Below are 16,053 nucleotides of genomic sequence, written 5' to 3'. Positions count from 1 at the left end.
CCGTGCGCCACCTGCTGTCCACCGCCGACCTCTCCCGCGCCGACGCCCTCGCCGTCCTCGACACCGCCGAGGAGATGGCCGCCGTCAACCAGCGCGAGGTCAAGAAGCTGCCCGCCCTGCGCGGCCGCACCGTGGTGAACCTCTTCCTCGAGGACTCCACCCGCACCCGCATCTCCTTCGAGGCCGCCGCCAAGCGGCTCTCCGCGGACGTGATCAACTTCTCCGCGAAGGGGTCGTCCGTCTCCAAGGGGGAGTCGCTCAAGGACACCGTCCAGACGCTCGAGGCCATCGGCGCGGACGCCATCGTGATGCGCCACTGGTCCTCGGGCGCGGCCCGCCAGCTGGCCGACTCCGGCTGGGTGCGCTCCGCCGTCGTGAACGCCGGCGACGGCACCCACGAGCACCCCACCCAGGCCCTCCTGGACGCCTTCACCCTGCGCCGGCGCCTCGCCGCGGCGACGGGAGAGGACCTGGTCGGCCGGGACCTGACCGGCATGCGCGTGGTGATCGTGGGGGACATCCTGCACTCGCGCGTGGCCCGGTCCAACGTGTGGCTGCTCAGCACGCTGGGCGCACAGGTCACCCTGGCCGCCCCGCCCACCCTGCTGCCCGTGGGCGTGGCCGCGTGGCCGTGCCAGGTCACCTACTCGCTGGACGAGGCCCTCGACGCCGGCCCCGACGCCGTCATGATGCTCCGCGTCCAGGCCGAGCGGATGGGCGGCGCCTTCTTCCCGTCCGCAGGGGAGTACACCCGGACCTGGGGGCTGACCGATGACCGCTTCGCCCGCCTCACCGCCGGCCGGGGCGCCCTGCTCGACGAGCCCGTGGTCATGCACCCCGGCCCGATGAACCGCGGCCTGGAGATCAGCCCGGCGGCGGCGGACTCGCCCCGCAACACCGCCCTCGAGCAGGTCGCCAACGGCGTGTCCGTCCGCATGGCGGTCCTGCACCTCGTCCTCAACCACGACCAGGAGGTCCGCCCGTGAGCGCCCCCAGCCCCGCCCCCCTGCTGCTGCGCAGCGCGCGCCTGACCACGGGCGAGACCGCCGACGTGCTCGTCGCCGAGGGCCGGATCGCCGCCCTCGGCCCGGACGCCGCGACCCACGCCGCCGGCCTCGACCCGGCCCCCGAGGAGGTCGACTGCGCCGGCCTGGTGCTGCTGCCCGGGCTCGTCGACCTGCACACCCATCTGCGCCAGCCCGGCAAGGAGGACGCGGAGACGGTCGAGACCGGCACCCGCGCCGCCGCGATGGGCGGCTTCACCTCGGTCCACGCGATGGCCAACTCGACGCCGACGGCCGACACCGCCGGCGTGGTGGAGCAGGTGTGGCGGCTGGGCCGGGACGCGGGCTGGTGCGATGTGCACCCCGTGGGCGCGGTGACCGTGGGCCTGGCCGGCGAGGCCCTGGCCGACCTCGGCGCGATGGCCGACTCGCAGGCCCGCGTGCGGATGTTCTCCGACGACGGCATGTGCGTCCACGACGCCGTGCTGATGCGCCGGGCGCTCGAGTACGTGAAGTCCTTCGGCGGCTTCGTGGCCCAGCACGCGCAGGAGCCGAACCTCACCGCCGGCGCCCAGATGAACGAGTCCGAGCTCTCCGGCGTCCTCGGCCTGGCCGGCTGGCCCGCCGTGGCGGAGGAGGCCGTCATCGCCCGTGACGTGCTGCTGGCCCAGCACGTGGACTCCCGCCTGCACGTGTGCCACGTCTCCACGGCCGGCTCCGTCGAGCTGATCCGCTGGGCCAAGGCCCAGGGCGTGGCCGTGACCGCCGAGGTCACCCCGCACCACCTGCTGCTCACCGAGGAGCTCGTCCGCTCCTACGACCCCGTGTTCAAGGTCAACCCGCCGCTGCGCCGCGAGTCCGACGTGATGGCCCTGCGCGCCGGGCTGGCCGACGGCACCATCGACACCGTGGGCACCGACCACGCCCCACACCCCGCCGAGACCAAGCAGTGCGAGTGGACGGTCGCGGCGATGGGCATGACGGGCCTCGAGACCGCCCTGTCCGTGGTGCAGCAGGCGATGGTGGACACCGGCCTGATGGACTGGGCCGGCGTCGCCCGCGTGATGTCCACGGCGCCGGCCCGGATCGCCGGCCTGACCGACCAGGGCCAGGCCGACGAGCGCGGCGTCCCGCGCGTCGGCGCGGTGGCCAACCTCGTGCTCGTGGACCCGCGGGCCCGCCGCACCGTGGACCCCGAGCAGCACCTGACGAAGTCCCGCAACAGCCCGTACCGGGGCATGGAGCTGCCGGGTGCGGTGCGCCACACGGTCTATCGCGGTGCCCGCGTCGTCGCCGACGGCGCCCCCGCCCGGCCGTACCGCCACCCGGCCCTGACGGAGACGGGGGAGCGCGCGTGAGCATCACCCCCCTGGCCGCCGCCCTGGCGGCCCGTCCCGTCCCGCCGCGGACCCCGACGAAGGACTACGCGGACGTGTGGCTGCCGGTGACCCTGGGCACCCTGGCCGTCGTCCTCGTGCTGCTCGGCCTGCTGGCCCTCGGGTGGCGGGCCCGCCGCCGGGCGCAGGCCGGGATCCCGGCCCCGGCCCCCGTGCCGACGGCCCTCTACGACGCCGAGCCGACGCTGTCCGCGGAGGGCATGCACGTGGGCACGGTGCGCGGCGAGGACCGACTGGACCGCGTGGCGGTGCACGGCCTGGGCCTGCGCTCGCGCGCCGTCCTCGAGGTCCACGACGCCGGCGCCCACCGCGGCCTGCTCGTGCTCCGCCCCGGGGCCGCCAACCTGTTCATCCCCGCGGACGACCTCGTCGAGGCCGGCCTGTCCGCGGGGATCGCCGGCAAGTTCGTCGAGCCGGGCGGGCTCGTCGCCTGGGGCTGGCGCCTCGGCGACGTCGAACTCACCTCCGCCTTCCGCCCCGACCGCCCCGAGGACCGCGACCGGCTCCTCGCCGCCCTGCAGACCATCATCGACCCCGCCCCGGCCGACCCGGCCGGCCGCGCAGGAGAAGGAGACCCCCGATGAGCACCCCCACCGACGACCTGGCCCTGCTCGTCCTCGAGGACGGCACCGTCCACCGCGGCCGGGCCTACGGCGCCCGCGGCCGCACCCTGGGCGAGGCCGTGTTCACCACGGGCATGACCGGCTACCAGGAGACCCTCACCGACCCGTCCTACGCGGGGCAGATCATCGTGCAGACCTCCCCGCACATCGGCAACACCGGGGTCAACGACGCCGACCGCGAGTCGCGGGCGATCTTCGCGGCCGGCTACGTGGTCCGCGACGCGGCCCGGCGTCCGTCCAACTGGCGCGCCGAGCGCAGCCTCGACGAGGAGCTCGAGGCGTTCGGCGTCGTCGGGATCCGCGAGGTCGACACCCGGGCCATCACCCGCCGCCTGCGCACCGAGGGCTCGATGCGCGCCGGCGTGTTCTCCGGCGAGCACGCCGCCCGCCCGGAGGCCGAGCTGCTGGCGGAGGTGCGCGCCCAGCCGTCGATGGCCGGCGCCCGCCTCGCGGAGTCCGTCACCACGGAGGAGCCGTACGTCATCGAGCCGGCCGAGCACGGCTGGGAGGGCGAGCCGATCGCCGAGATCGCCGCCCTCGACCTCGGCATCAAGGCCGCCACGCCGCGGCACCTGGCCTCCCGCGGCATCCGCGTGCACGTGCTGCCCGCGGCCACGGACCTGGCCGGCATCCGCGCCGTGGACCCGGACGGCGTCTTCCTGTCCAACGGCCCCGGCGACCCGGCCACGGCAGACGCCCAGGTGGAGCTGCTGCGCGAGGTCCTCGACGCCGGCCTGCCGTTCTTCGGCATCTGCTTCGGCAACCAGATCTTCGGCCGGGCGCTCGGCTTCGACACCTACAAGCTGAAGTTCGGCCACCGCGGTCCGAACCAGCCGGTGCTGGACAAGGCCACGGGCCGCGTGGCCATCACCTCCCAGAACCACGGCTTCGCCGTGGACGCCCCCCTCGGCGACCCGATCGAGGCGCCGGAGTCGCGCTTCGGCCGCGTCGAGGTCTCCCACTGGTCCCTGAACGACCAGGTCGTCGAGGGCCTGCGCCTGCTCGACCGGCCCGCCTTCTCCGTGCAGTTCCACCCGGAGTCCGCGGCCGGCCCCAACGACACCCTCGACCTGTTCGACCGCTTCGTGCAGCTGCTCACCGAGCACCGCACCGCCACCACCCCCGCCACCGAAGGAGCCTGATCCATGCCCAAGCGCACCGACCTGAAGTCCGTCCTGGTCATCGGCTCCGGCCCCATCGTGATCGGCCAGGCCGCCGAGTTCGACTACTCCGGCACCCAGGCCATCCGCGTCCTCAAGGAGGAGGGCGTCCGCGTCGTCCTCGTCAACTCCAACCCGGCCACGATCATGACCGACCCGGAGCTGGCCGACGCCACCTACGTCGAGCCCATCACCCCGGCCGTGGTCGCCAAGATCATCGAGAAGGAGCGCCCGGACGCCCTGCTGCCCACCCTGGGCGGCCAGACGGCGCTGAACACCGCCATCGCCCTCGACAAGGACGGGGTGCTCGAGCGCTTCGGCGTCGAGCTGATCGGCGCGAACATCGAGGCCATCGAGCTCGGCGAGAACCGCGAGCTGTTCAAGGGCGTCGTGGAGCGTGCCGGCGGCGAGTCCGCCCGGTCCCACATCGTGCACACGATGGAGGAGGCCCTGGCCGCCGTCGAGGACCTGAAGTACCCCGTGGTGGTGCGCCCCTCGTTCACGATGGGCGGCCTCGGCTCCGGCATGGCCTACGACGAGGCCGACCTGTACCGCATCTGCGGCGCCGGCCTGCAGTACAGCCCGACCTCCGAGGTCCTGCTCGAGGAGTCCATCCTCGGCTGGAAGGAGTACGAGCTGGAGATGATGAGGGACAAGAACGACAACGTCGTCGTCGTCTGCTCCATCGAGAACGTGGACCCCGTGGGCGTGCACACCGGCGACTCCATCACCGTGGCCCCGGCCATGACGCTGACGGACCGCGAGTACCAGAAGCTGCGGGACATCTCGATCAACGTCATCCGCGAGGTCGGCGTGGACACCGGCGGCTGCAACATCCAGTTCGCGGTGAACCCCGTGGACGGGCGCGTCGTCGTCATCGAGATGAACCCGCGCGTCTCCCGCTCCTCGGCGCTGGCCTCGAAGGCCACCGGCTTCGCGATCGCCAAGATCGCCACCAAGTTGGCCCTGGGCTACACGATGGACGAGATCCCCAACGACATCACCCAGAAGACCCCGGCGTCCTTCGAGCCGGTCCTGGACTACGTGGTCGTGAAGGTCCCGCGCTTCGCGTTCGAGAAGTTCCCGGCGGCGGACCCCACGCTGACCACCACCATGAAGTCGGTCGGCGAGGCCATGGCCATCGGCCGCAACTTCACGGAGGCCCTGCAGAAGGCCCTGCGCTCGCTCGAGCAGAAGGGTTCGGAGCTCGCGTTCCCGCAGGACGCCGACCCGCAGGCCCTGCTCGCGGCGGCGCGCACGGCCACCACCGACCGGCTCTCCCAGACCCAGCAGGCGCTCTACGCCGGCGCCACGATCGAGGAGGCCTTCGAGGCCACCGCGATCGACCCGTGGTTCCTGGACCAGTTCGTGCTCATCAACGAGGTCGCGGACGAGATCCGCGACGCCGAGGTCCTCGACGAAACCCTGCTGCGCCGCGCCAAGCGGCACGGGTTCTCCGACGCCCAGATCGGCTCGCTGCGGCACATGGACGCGGCGGTCGTGCGCGGCGTGCGTCACGCCCTGGGCGTGCGCCCCGTCTACAAGACCGTGGACACCTGTGCCGCCGAGTTCGAGGCCTTCACCCCGTACCGGTACTCCAGCTACGACCTCGAGACCGAGGTCGCCCCGCACGAGGGCGAGTCGGTGATCATCCTCGGCTCGGGCCCGAACCGGATCGGCCAGGGCATCGAGTTCGACTACTCGTGCGTGCACGCCACCATGGCGCTGCGCGAGGCCGGCTACGAGACCGTGATGGTCAACTGCAACCCGGAGACCGTGTCCACGGACTACGACATCTCCGACCGCCTCTACTTCGAGCCGCTCACGCTCGAGGACGTCCTGGAGGTCATCGCGGCCGAGGAGGCCTCCGGCGGCGTGCGCGGCGTCTTCGTGCAGCTCGGCGGTCAGACCCCGCTCAAGCTGGCCCAGCAGCTCGCCGACGCCGGCGTGCCGATCCTGGGCACCTCGCCCGCGGCCATCGACCTGGCCGAGCACCGCGGCGAGTTCGCGCTCGTGCTCGAGCGCGCGGGCCTGGTGGCGCCGAAGAACGGCACGGCGGTCTCCTTCGACGACGCCAAGCGCGTGGCGGACGAGATCGGCTACCCCGTGCTCGTGCGCCCCTCCTACGTGCTCGGCGGCCGCGGCATGGAGATCGTGTACTCCGAGGAGGCGCTGGCCCACTACGTGGAGCACGCCACGGAGATCACCCCCGACCAGCCGATGCTCGTGGACCGCTTCCTCGAGGACGCGATCGAGATCGACGTCGACGCCCTCTACGACGGCACCGAGCTGTACCTCGGCGGCGTCATGGAGCACATCGAGGAGGCGGGCATCCACTCGGGTGACTCCGCGTGCGTGCTGCCCCCCGTCACCCTGGGCCCGGACGTGCTCGAGCGCGTGCACCGCGCCACCGAGCGGATCGCGGCCGGCGTCGGCGTGCGCGGCCTGATCAACATCCAGTTCGCGCTCGCCTCGGACGTGCTGTACGTGATCGAGGCGAACCCGCGTGCCTCGCGGACCGTGCCGTTCGTCTCGAAGGCCACGGGCGTCCAGCTGGCCAAGGCGGCCGCGCGGATCGGCGTCGGCGAGAGCATCGCCGACCTGCGCGCGGCGGGCATGCTGCCCACGGCGTACGACGGCGGCACCCTGCCGATCGGCGCGCCCGTGGCGGTCAAGGAGGCGGTGCTGCCGTTCACCCGCTTCCGCACCGCGGAGGGCCGCGTGGTCGACTCGCTGCTGGGCCCGGAGATGCGCTCGACGGGCGAGGTCATGGGCATCGACAAGCACTTCGACACCGCGTTCGCCAAGTCCCAGTCCGCCGCCGGCGGCCCGCTGCCCACCTCGGGGCGCGTGTTCGTGTCGGTCGCCAACCGGGACAAGCGCACCCTCGTGGGCCAGGCCAAGCGCCTCGTCGACCTCGGCTTCCAGGTGGTCTCCACCGGCGGCACCGCCGAGGTGCTGCGGCGCAACGGCATCCCCGCGGAGGTCGTGGCGAAGATCGCCGACGCCGGGCACGAGGACGGCGCGGGCACCGTGCTGGAGCAGCTGCACGCCGGCACCGTCGATCTCGTGCTGAACACGCCCTCCGGCGGCGACGCCCGCACGGACGGCTACGAGATCCGCGCGGCCGCGACGTCGCTCGGCGTGCCGGTGATCACGACCACGGCCGAGTTCGGGGCGTGCCTGCAGGCCATCGAGGCCATGCGGTCCTACGAGTGGTCCGTCACCTCACTGCAAGAGCACGACGCGCGCCTGCAGCAGGCCGTCGCCGGGCCGGAGGCCGCGGCGTGACCACGACGGCGACGGGCGGCGCGGGGCCCCGCGCCCCCTTCGGGCGGCGGCTGGCCCACGCCATGGAGACGGCCGGTCCGCTGTGCCTCGGCGTGGACCCCCATCCGGGCCTGCTGCGGCAGTGGGGCCTGAGCGACACCCCGGCGGGCCTCGAGGCGTTCTCCCTGACCGCCCTCGAGGCGGCGGTGGGTCCCGAGGGGCCTCGCGTGGCGGCGATCAAGCCCCAGGTGGCGCTGTACGAGCGCCACGGATCGGCCGGCCTGGCGGCCCTGGAGCGGCTGCTCGCGGCCGCCCGGGACGCCGGGGTGCTCACGATCGCGGACGCCAAGCGCGGTGACATCGGCTCCACCATGGACGGCTACGCCGCCGCGTGGACCTCCGACGCCTCGCCCCTGGCCGCGGACGCGGTGACGCTCAGCCCGTACCTGGGTTTCGGCACCCTCGTGCCGACCATCCGCGCCGCCCACGAGGCCGGCCGCGGCGTGTTCGTCCTCGCGCTGACCTCCAATCCGGAGGGCCGCGAGGTCCAGCACGTGGGCGAGGGGTCGGCCGAGGGATCGGTCGCCCGGCGCATCGCCGGGGCCGCGGCCGCCGAGAACGCGGCCCTGCGCGGCGACGACGCGTGGGGGCCGGTGGGACTCGTCTTGGGCGCCACGGTGGCCGCCGAGGCGGACCGCCTCGGCCTGGACCTGCCGGCCCTCGGCGGGCCCCTGCTGGCCCCCGGGTTCGGTGCCCAGGGCGCCACGGCCCGGGGCATGCGGGCCGGCTTCGGAACGGCCTGGCCGCAGGTCTTGGCGACCTCGTCCCGCGGCATCCTGAGCGCGGGTCCGTCGGTGGCCTCGCTGGTGGACGCGATCGAGGAGAATCGCGCCGCCCTGCGGTGACGCCCGCGTCCTCCCGGCGCGCCCGTGCCGTGTGGATGAGATGGTATTTTCCCTTTCGATCGGCTGCGCTCGTTGGCCTTGACCGTGGAAGGGTCACGATGGGGCCGGTGAGGAACGAGAGGCATCGAGGTCAGACCCATGGCGTTGCGGCAGCTCAGTGTGCAGGAGCGGGCGGAGGCCCGGAGGAAGGCCCTCCAGGCCCGCCGGGCGCGGGCGGAGCTCAAGGCGGCCTTCGCCGCCGGTGAGGTCGGCCTGGCCGACATCTTCGCGCGCGCGGACGCCGAGGACGCCGTCGCCCGTCTGCGGACCGTGGACCTGCTGCTGGCCCTGCCGGGCGTGGGCGAGGTCCGGGCCCGGGCGGCGATGGCGGGGTGCGGCGTCTCGCCGCGGCGTCGGCTGGGCGGCCTGGGCCGTCGTCAGCGCGAGGCGCTGATCGCCTATATTGGCCGGTGACCCCCACACCCCGGCGGGTCGGCGCCGGCCCGGGTGAAGGGCCTGCGAGGCCCGTCCCACCAGGAGGATGCGTGACCGACACGTTCGACCCCGGACCCGCCCCCGCCGTCCCAGTGGCCCGCACCGCCGTCCAGGAACGCCCCCCGGGCCCGGGCGTCACCGTCCTGGCCGGCCCCACCGCCGTCGGCAAGGGCACCGTCTCGGCCTGTGTCCGCGAGCACTACCCCGAGGCCTGGCTGTCCGTCTCCGCCACCACCCGCCCGGCGCGCCCGGGCGAGGAGGACGGGGTGCACTACTACTTCACGACGCCGGAGGAGTTCGACTCCCTCGTCGAGGCGGACGAGATGCTGGAATGGGCCGTCGTGCACGGCGTCCACCGCTACGGCACGCGGCGCGACCGCGTGATGGAGGCCGTGGCGCAGGGCCGCCACGTCCTGCTGGAGATCGACCTGCAGGGCGCGCGCCAGGTCCGCCGTGCGCTGCCGGAGGCCACCTTCGTGTTCCTGGCGCCGCCGAGCTGGGAGGAACTCGTGTCCCGGCTGCTCGGCCGCGGCACCGAGAGCCCGGAGGAACAGCGCCGCCGGCTCGAAACGGCTAGACTGGAACTCGCCGCGGAACCCGAGTTCGACGCCGTCGTCGTGAACGACCGCGTGGAGCGGGCCGCCGAGGAACTGGTGAGACTCATGGGGCTGGACCCCGAGCGCCGTCCGACCGAGGCCTGAGGACCGGCCGCACCGACGCCGCACCCGGCGCCGACGTGACAGTGAGATGAAGACTTTGGAGACCCCGTGACCGAACAGTACGAAGGCATCGTCAACCCGCCCATCGACTCCCTGCTGGAGCGGGTCGACTCGAAGTACGCCCTGGTGCTCTTCGCCGCCAAGCGGGCCCGGCAGATCAACGCCTACTACTCGCAGCTGCACGAGGGGCTGTTCGAGTACGTCGGCCCGCTCGTGGACACCCAGCTGAACGAGAAGCCGCTGTCCATCGCCCTGCGCGAGATCGAGACCGACCTGCTCGAGTCCCACGAGGCCGTCGAGGCCACCCCGGAGGCCGACCTGGCCGCCGAGGACTTCGGCGACTTCTCCCTGCCGGGCGAGGACGACCCGTTCGCCACCCTCGAGTCGTCCGACGCCCACCAGCCGATGGGCGATCCCGCCGCCATCGAGGAGGCCGCCGAGACGGTGCGCGCCGAGGAGGGCACCTCCGAGGACGCCCCGGAGGCCTGAGCCCGTCATGGAGATCGTCCTCGGAGTCGGCGGCGGCATCGCGGCCTACAAGGCGGCGCTGCTGCTGCGCCTGATGACCGAGGCCGGCCACGGCGTGACCGTGGTGCCCACCGCCAACGCCCTCGAGTTCGTGGGCGCGGCGACGTGGGAGGCCCTCTCCGGCCGCCCGGTCCGCACGGACACGTTCGAGGCGGTCGACGAGGTGAACCACGTCCGGCTCGGCCGGCGTGCGGACCTCGTGGTGGTCGCGCCGGCCACCGCCGACCTGCTCGCGCGCACCGCCGCGGGGATGGCGCCCGACCTGCTGGGCAACGTGCTGCTCACCGCCACGTGCCCCGTCGTCCTGGCCCCCGCCATGCACACCGAGATGTGGCACCACCCCGCCACGGTCGCCAACGTCGCCCTCCTGCGCGAGCGCGGCGTCACGGTCGTGGATCCCGCCGTGGGCCGCCTCACCGGGGCCGACTCCGGCACCGGACGTCTGCCCGAGCCCGCCGAGATCTGGGAGCGTGCGCAGGCCGCCGCGGCCGCGGGCGCCCCGCGCCGTCCCCGGGCCTCCGCGTCCGGGTCCGATGCCGAGCCCGCGCCCGGCCCGCTGGCTGGTCGCACCGTGGTGATCACGGCCGGGGGCACCCGCGAGGCCCTGGACCCGGTCCGCTACCTGGGGAACCGCTCCTCCGGCAAGCAGGGGGCCGCCCTGGCGCGCGCCGCCCTCGAGGCCGGCGCCACCGTGCGGTTCGTCGCCGGGTCCATGTCCGTCCCGACGCCCGAGGGCGTCGAGCGCGTCGTGCCCGTGGAGTCCACGCAGGACCTGCTCGAGGCCGTGCTGGCGGAGGCCGCCGACGCCGACGTCCTCGTGATGGCGGCGGCCGTCGCGGACTTCCGGCCGGCCGAGGTCTCGGACGCCAAGATGAAGAAGGGCGACGACGGCGGCGCGCCCGTCATCGTGCTCGAGCGCACCCCGGACGTGCTCGCCACGGCCGTGCGCACCCGCTCCGAGGGCGGGCCCATGGCCCCGCTCATCGTCGGCTTCGCCGCGGAGACCGGCGACGCGACGTCCTCCGTGCTCGAGTACGGCCGGGCCAAACTGGCGCGCAAGGGCTGCGAGATGCTCGTGGTCAACGAGGTCGGCACGGACAAGGTGTTCGGCCGGGACGAGACCGCCGTGACCATCCTGTTCGCCGACGGCCGCCCCGCCGTGGAGGCCGCGGGCTCCAAGGACCAGGCGGCGGCCGCCGTCGTGCGGGCGATCGTGGATGACCTCGCCGGTCGCGACCCCGCCGGCGCGTCGGGCCGCTGACCTAGACTGGGCGGCATGACCGATGCCGCCTCGCTGAGCCCCACCCGCCACGCCGACCCGTATTCGGGGGTGGGCGGCGGAGAGCTCCGCCTCTTCACCTCCGAGTCCGTCACGGCGGGCCACCCCGACAAGATCTGCGACCAGATCTCCGACGCCATCCTGGACGCGATCCTCGCCGCCGACCCGTCGGCGAAGGTGGCCGTGGAGACCCTGACCACCACCGGCCTGGTGCAGGTGGCCGGCGAGGTGAACACCTCGGCGTACGTGGAGATCCCCAAGATCGTGCGCGAGACCATCCTGGACATCGGCTACGACTCCTCGGCCAACGGCTTCGACGGCGCCCAGTGCGGCGTGAACATCTCCATCGGCCAGCAGTCCTCGGACATCTTCGCCGGCGTCTCCCGGTCCCTCGAGGCCCGCGAGTACGGCTCGGCGGACGAGGTGGACGAGCAGGGCGCGGGGGACCAGGGCATCATGTTCGGCTACGCCACGGACGAGACCCCGGCGTACATGCCCATGCCCATCTACCTCGCGCACCGGCTCTCCGAGCGGCTCACCGCGGTGCGCCGGGCGGAGAACACGCCCATGCCGTACCTGCTGCCGGACGGCAAGACGCAGGTCACCATCGGCTACGCGCCCGGCCACGTGCCCACCACGGTCGAGGCCGTGGTGGTCTCCACGCAGCATCACGAGTGGGTCACGCAGGAGCAGCTGCGGGCGGACGTGGAGGAGCACGTGATCCGACCCGTCATCGAGCGCTCCGGCCTCGACACCTCCGGTATGCGGATCATCATCAACCCGGGCGGCAAGTTCGTCATCGGCGGGCCCGTGGGCGACGCCGGCCTCACCGGTCGCAAGATCATCGTGGACACCTACGGCGGCATGGCCCGGCACGGCGGCGGCGCCTTCTCCGGCAAGGACCCGTCCAAGGTGGACCGCTCCGCCGCCTACATGCTCCGCTGGGTCGCGAAGAACGTGGTGGCCGCCGGCCTCGCCTCGCGCGCCGAGTTCCAGGTGGCCTACGCGATCGGCTCGGCCCGGCCGGTGGGCCTGTACGTGGACACCTTCGGGACGGCCACGGTGCCGGAGGAGAAGATCATCGAGGCCGTGAACGCGGTGTTCGACCTGCGTCCGGCCGCCATCGTGAAGGAGCTGAACCTCCTGCGGCCCATCTACCGACGGACCGCCGCGAACGGCCACTTCGGCCGGGACGACGCCGACTTCACGTGGGAGCGCACGGACCGCGTCGAGCAGCTGCGCGCCGCCGCCGGCCTCTGACCCGGAGGCGGGCATCACGGACACGCTGTTCGCCCTCCCCGAGCCGGAGGACGCACCCCGACTGCCGGAGCGGGCCGAGGGGTGGCCGGAGCGGCCGATCGCACGCGTCCTGCTGGACTCGCCCGTGCCGCACCTGGACCGTGAGTTCGACTATCTCGTGCCCGTGGCCCTGGACGCCCGGGCGGTCCCCGGCTCCCGCGTGTCCGTCCGCTTCGGCGGACGGGCCATGACGGGCTGGCTCGTCTCGCGGGAGCAGGAGCCGGCCACCGGCGCCCAGCTCACCGAGCTCACCGGCGTGCTCACCGCCATCCCGCCGCTGACGGAGGAGGTCCTGGCGACCGCTCGCGCGGTGGCCCGCCGCCAGGCCGGCGTCGTCACGGACGTGCTGCGGGCCGCGGTGCCCCCGCGCGTCGCGCAGGTCGAGAAGGCCGCCCTGGCGGAGGACGCGGAAACCGCCGCGGACCACCCTGTGACGCTGACCGGCACGGACGCCGAGCGCCCGGAGGCGCCCGCGGCGGAGGAGGGCCTCGTGCCCACGGTGTGGGAGTCCCTCGAGGGGGGCACCGCGTTCGTGTCCGCCGTGCTGGCCGGGGACGCCGCGCGGGCGGCCGCCGTCGTGCCCTCGCGCCTGTTCGAATGGGACGAGGCGGGCGCGCTGGCCGCCCTAGCGCGCACGGTGGCCGCCTCGGGCGGCGGCGTCCTGCTGCTGGTGCCCGACCACCGCGACCTCGACCGGCTCTGCGCCGCCCTCGACGAGCACGTGGGCGAAGACGCCTACGCGCGGATCGGCTCCGAGGACGGCAACACGCCCCGGTACCGCGCCCACCTGGCCGCGCTGCGCGGCACCCGGCGCATCGTGGCCGGCACCCGGGCCGCCGTGTGGTCGCCCGTGCGCGACCTGCGGCTGGTGGTGCTCTGGGACGACGGCGACGACGCGTGGGCCGAACCCCGCGCGCCCTACTTCCACGCCCGAGAGGTCGTGCTGGAGCGGGCCCGCGCGACCGGCGCGGCGCTGCTCTTCGCCGGGCCCTCCCGGTCCGTCCCGGTGCAACGGCTCGTCGAGTCGGGCTGGCTGCTGCACCTGGGCCCCTCCCGCGCGACCCAGCGCGAGCTCGGGCCACGGGTCGTCTCCACCGCCGACGCCTGGGAGACGGCGCGCGACCCGTTCGCGCAGCGGGCGCGGCTGCCGCAGGCCGCCTGGGCCGCCGCCCGCGCCGCGCTGCTCGGGCCACGGCCGGGCCCGGTGCTCGTGCAGGTGGCCCGGGCCGGCTTCATCCCCGCCCTCGTGTGCGAACGGTGCCGCACGCCCGCCCGCTGCCGCGTCTGCGCGGGGCCGCTGGGCTTCCGCGACGCGCGGGCCGCCCGGCACGGGGAGGTGGCGTGCCGGTGGTGCGGCACCCGGGAGCGCGGCTTCCGGTGCACCGAGTGCGGCGGCACGACGCTGCGGGCCGGCGCCCGCGGCGTGGACCGCACGGCCGAGGAGCTGGGCCGGGCGTTCCCGCGCGTGCCCGTGCACGCCTCCTCGGCGCAGCACATGCTCGGCTCGGTGCCGCCCGGGCCCTCCCTGGTGGTGGCGACCGTGGGGGCCGAGCCGATGACGCCCGACGGCTACGCGGCCGCCCTGCTGCTCGACGGGGACAGCCAGCTCCAGCGCGAGGGCCTCGACGTGCCGGGCCGCGTGCTCGCCCGCTGGCTCGCGGCCGCCTGCCTGGTCCGCCCCGCCTCCGACGGGGGCGTCGTGGTGGTCACCGCGGACGCGGGGGAGGCGGTGAACGCGCTCGTCCGACGGGACCCCGACGGCTTCGCCGCGCGCCAGGTCGCCGAGCGGCGCGAGCTGCACCTGCCTCCCGCCGGCCGCCTCGCAGAGGTCACGGGGGAGGCCGCCGCCGTCGCGGAGTACCTCGAGCTCGTGGAGGCCGCCCGCCGGGAACGGCCGGACGAGGACGTCCACGAGGATCCTCACTCGGCCCCGCTCGACGGCGGCCCGGCGCGACTGCCCTGGATCGGGCCGGTGCCGGACCCCGCCGACGAGACCCGCTCCCGCGCCCTGCTGATCTTCCCGTACGCGGCGGCCGAGGCCACCGTCGGCGCCCTGCGCGCCGCCCGGTCCGCGGCGAGCGCCCGGCGCGAGACCGCCCCGGTGCGGGTGCGGCTCGACCCGGCCGGGGTGCTCTGAGGGGGCGGCCGGACCGACCCGCAGCCCGAGGGGCCGGAGCGCGGCGACGCCGGGGCGATGACGGCGTCAGCGGCCGGCGCGGCGGAGCCAGTCGCGGATCAACGCCGCACAGGCGGCCGGCCGCTCGTAGTGCAGCAGATGCCCGACGCCGTCGAGGACGTGCAGCTCCGCCGTGCCGCCCGCGTCGTCGATCGCCGCGGCGAGCGCCTCCTGTGCCGGCACCGAGCCCAGCGGATCCTCCCGCCCCGCGACCAGCAGCACCGGCAGGCTGAGGCGGGCGGCGACGTCGGCCACGGAGCCCGTGCTCGAGGCGCGGTACGCCTCGGAGAGCATGCGTGCGGAGGCGAAGTCCGAGAAGTGGCGCCGGTGCTGGTCATGGGTGTACGCGAGGACATCCCTGTCCCTGGTGCGGGTCATGGCGAGCGTGGTCACCCACACGACCGGCGGCGCGCCCAGCAGCAGCCGCGCCGGGCGCTCGGGCAGGCGGGCGGCGACCTCGTAGTACCCTTCGGCGACGGCCGCCAGCACCCGACTCGACACGGACGCCGACGCCTCCAGCGCGGGTTCGGCGATGGGGTTGAGCAGGACCAGCCGTCCCCACCGGGACGGGTCCCGCGCGACCAGCTCGGCCGCCACCGTCGTCCCGTAGGAGTGCGCGACCAGCACGGGGGTCGCCCGCAGACCCAGGGCGGCGACGACGGTGGCCACCGCGTCCGCGTGATGGGCCACGGTGTGCTCGGCGTGGGGGAAGGGCTCCGAAGCCCCGAAGCCGGGCAGCTCGATCGAGTGGATCGGATGCTCCGGGAGCGCGTCGGCCAGCAGGGCGAGGCCGTGGTGGTCCCCGCGGAAGCCGTGCACGAACACGAGCGGGGCAGCGGCCGCGTCCCCCTCGGGTGCGCCGGGCGATCCCGGCGCGGCCACCGGAACGGGGGTGTACTCCCACACGGCCACGGACGACCGGATCCCGCTGACGGGGTCCGGGACGGCCAGGGTGTGCCGGCGGGGCGTCCGGGCCGGGTGGCCCGTGAGCACGCGGGGATCGGCGGGCGCCGCGGGCGGGCGCAGCAGATCGCGCAGGCGGACGGGCGGGCCCGGGGCGGCGGACGGCGTCGGGACAGGCACGTCCCCACCCTAGCTGTAGGAGGGCATGACGTTGTTGACTCGGGCCGGTGCCAACGAGGCCGGAGGGGCGTCCCCGCAGGAGGTATGAGGCCGATGGTAGTTGTAGTGGTTCACCCACACGGCCAGCGCCTCACGC

General features: G+C 74.6%; 14 protein-coding genes. 12 read left to right on the top strand and 2 right to left on the bottom strand.

The window, feature by feature from the left end; genetic code table 11:
- Positions 1-2: 2 nt before the first annotated feature.
- The 12 genes from MF605_RS07640 to MF605_RS07585 all read left to right on the top strand — a co-directional run bounded on the left by MF605_RS07640 (position 3) and on the right by MF605_RS07585 (position 14,795).
- Positions 3-986 (top strand): aspartate carbamoyltransferase catalytic subunit, encoded by a 984-nt coding sequence (locus MF605_RS07640; RefSeq protein ID WP_036313715.1) that lies wholly within the window; start codon positions 3-5, stop codon positions 984-986.
- The gene (locus MF605_RS07635) at positions 983-2,362 is read left to right on the top strand and encodes a dihydroorotase (RefSeq protein WP_063188942.1); all 1,380 of its coding nucleotides are present in this window, start codon (positions 983-985) and stop codon (positions 2,360-2,362) included. Before MF605_RS07640 ends, MF605_RS07635 begins: the two co-directional genes overlap by 4 nt.
- Positions 2,359-2,985: a PH-like domain-containing protein gene (locus MF605_RS07630; protein ID WP_036380937.1), complete on the top strand. Its 627-nt coding sequence runs from the start codon at positions 2,359-2,361 to the stop codon at positions 2,983-2,985. The genes MF605_RS07635 and MF605_RS07630 overlap by 4 nt, the downstream gene beginning before the upstream one ends.
- Positions 2,982-4,166: a glutamine-hydrolyzing carbamoyl-phosphate synthase small subunit gene (gene carA, locus MF605_RS07625; protein ID WP_134416485.1), complete on the top strand. Its 1,185-nt coding sequence runs from the start codon at positions 2,982-2,984 to the stop codon at positions 4,164-4,166. The genes MF605_RS07630 and carA overlap by 4 nt, the downstream gene beginning before the upstream one ends.
- 3 nt (positions 4,167-4,169) lie before the next feature.
- Positions 4,170-7,475: a carbamoyl-phosphate synthase large subunit gene (gene carB / locus MF605_RS07620; RefSeq protein ID WP_134416487.1), complete on the top strand. Its 3,306-nt coding sequence runs from the start codon at positions 4,170-4,172 to the stop codon at positions 7,473-7,475.
- Positions 7,472-8,359, top strand: a complete 888-nt coding sequence (pyrF, locus tag MF605_RS07615; RefSeq protein ID WP_134416489.1) for an orotidine-5'-phosphate decarboxylase — start codon at positions 7,472-7,474, stop codon at positions 8,357-8,359. Before carB ends, pyrF begins: the two co-directional genes overlap by 4 nt.
- A gap of 138 nt (positions 8,360-8,497) precedes the next feature.
- Entirely contained in the window at positions 8,498-8,812 is a 315-nt protein-coding gene (gene mihF / locus MF605_RS07610; protein ID WP_134416491.1) for an integration host factor, actinobacterial type, read from the top strand.
- Between the two features lie 71 nt (positions 8,813-8,883).
- A complete protein-coding gene (gene gmk, locus MF605_RS07605) occupies positions 8,884-9,534 on the top strand; it encodes a guanylate kinase (protein WP_134416493.1) in 651 nt (216 codons plus the stop codon).
- 66 nt (positions 9,535-9,600) lie between these two features.
- Positions 9,601-10,041 carry a DNA-directed RNA polymerase subunit omega gene (gene rpoZ / locus MF605_RS12085; protein WP_065573109.1) on the top strand — a complete coding sequence of 147 codons (441 nt, stop codon included), beginning with the start codon at positions 9,601-9,603 and terminating at the stop codon, positions 10,039-10,041.
- Positions 10,042-10,048: 7 nt separating this feature from the next.
- Positions 10,049-11,341, top strand: coding sequence for a bifunctional phosphopantothenoylcysteine decarboxylase/phosphopantothenate--cysteine ligase CoaBC (coaBC, locus tag MF605_RS07595; protein ID WP_134416495.1), 1,293 nt, complete (start codon positions 10,049-10,051; stop codon positions 11,339-11,341).
- Between the two features lie 15 nt (positions 11,342-11,356).
- Entirely contained in the window at positions 11,357-12,619 is a 1,263-nt protein-coding gene (metK, locus tag MF605_RS07590) for a methionine adenosyltransferase (RefSeq protein ID WP_095694620.1), read from the top strand.
- Positions 12,620-12,632: 13 nt separating this feature from the next.
- The gene (locus tag MF605_RS07585) at positions 12,633-14,795 is read left to right on the top strand and encodes a primosomal protein N' family DNA-binding protein (RefSeq protein ID WP_336627756.1); all 2,163 of its coding nucleotides are present in this window, start codon (positions 12,633-12,635) and stop codon (positions 14,793-14,795) included.
- Positions 14,796-14,861: 66 nt separating this feature from the next.
- On the opposite strand, the gene MF605_RS07580 is transcribed toward MF605_RS07585, so the two are convergent.
- Both MF605_RS07580 and MF605_RS07575 read right to left on the bottom strand, forming a co-directional pair.
- Positions 14,862-15,917, bottom strand: a complete 1,056-nt coding sequence (locus MF605_RS07580) for an alpha/beta fold hydrolase (RefSeq protein ID WP_036336590.1) — start codon at positions 15,915-15,917, stop codon at positions 14,862-14,864.
- 9 nt (positions 15,918-15,926) lie between these two features.
- The coding region (locus tag MF605_RS07575; protein ID WP_242821241.1) for an integrase core domain-containing protein at positions 15,927-16,053 on the bottom strand (127 nt) is incomplete at its 5' end.

Source organism: Micrococcus luteus (assembly GCF_022664405.1).
In the GTDB taxonomy this organism is placed as follows: domain Bacteria; phylum Actinomycetota; class Actinomycetes; order Actinomycetales; family Micrococcaceae; genus Micrococcus; species Micrococcus luteus.
This window is presented reverse-complemented; position numbering and strand designations above follow the sequence as displayed.

Coding starts and splice junctions, on each gene's coding strand:
- carA (WP_134416485.1), top strand. CDS start 2,982: ATGAGCACCCCCACCGACGACCTGGCCCTGCTCGTCCTCGAGGACGGC.
- carB (WP_134416487.1), top strand. CDS start 4,170: ATGCCCAAGCGCACCGACCTGAAGTCCGTCCTGGTCATCGGCTCCGGC.
- mihF (WP_134416491.1), top strand. CDS start 8,498: ATGGCGTTGCGGCAGCTCAGTGTGCAGGAGCGGGCGGAGGCCCGGAGG.
- coaBC (WP_134416495.1), top strand. CDS start 10,049: ATGGAGATCGTCCTCGGAGTCGGCGGCGGCATCGCGGCCTACAAGGCG.
- metK (WP_095694620.1), top strand. CDS start 11,357: ATGACCGATGCCGCCTCGCTGAGCCCCACCCGCCACGCCGACCCGTAT.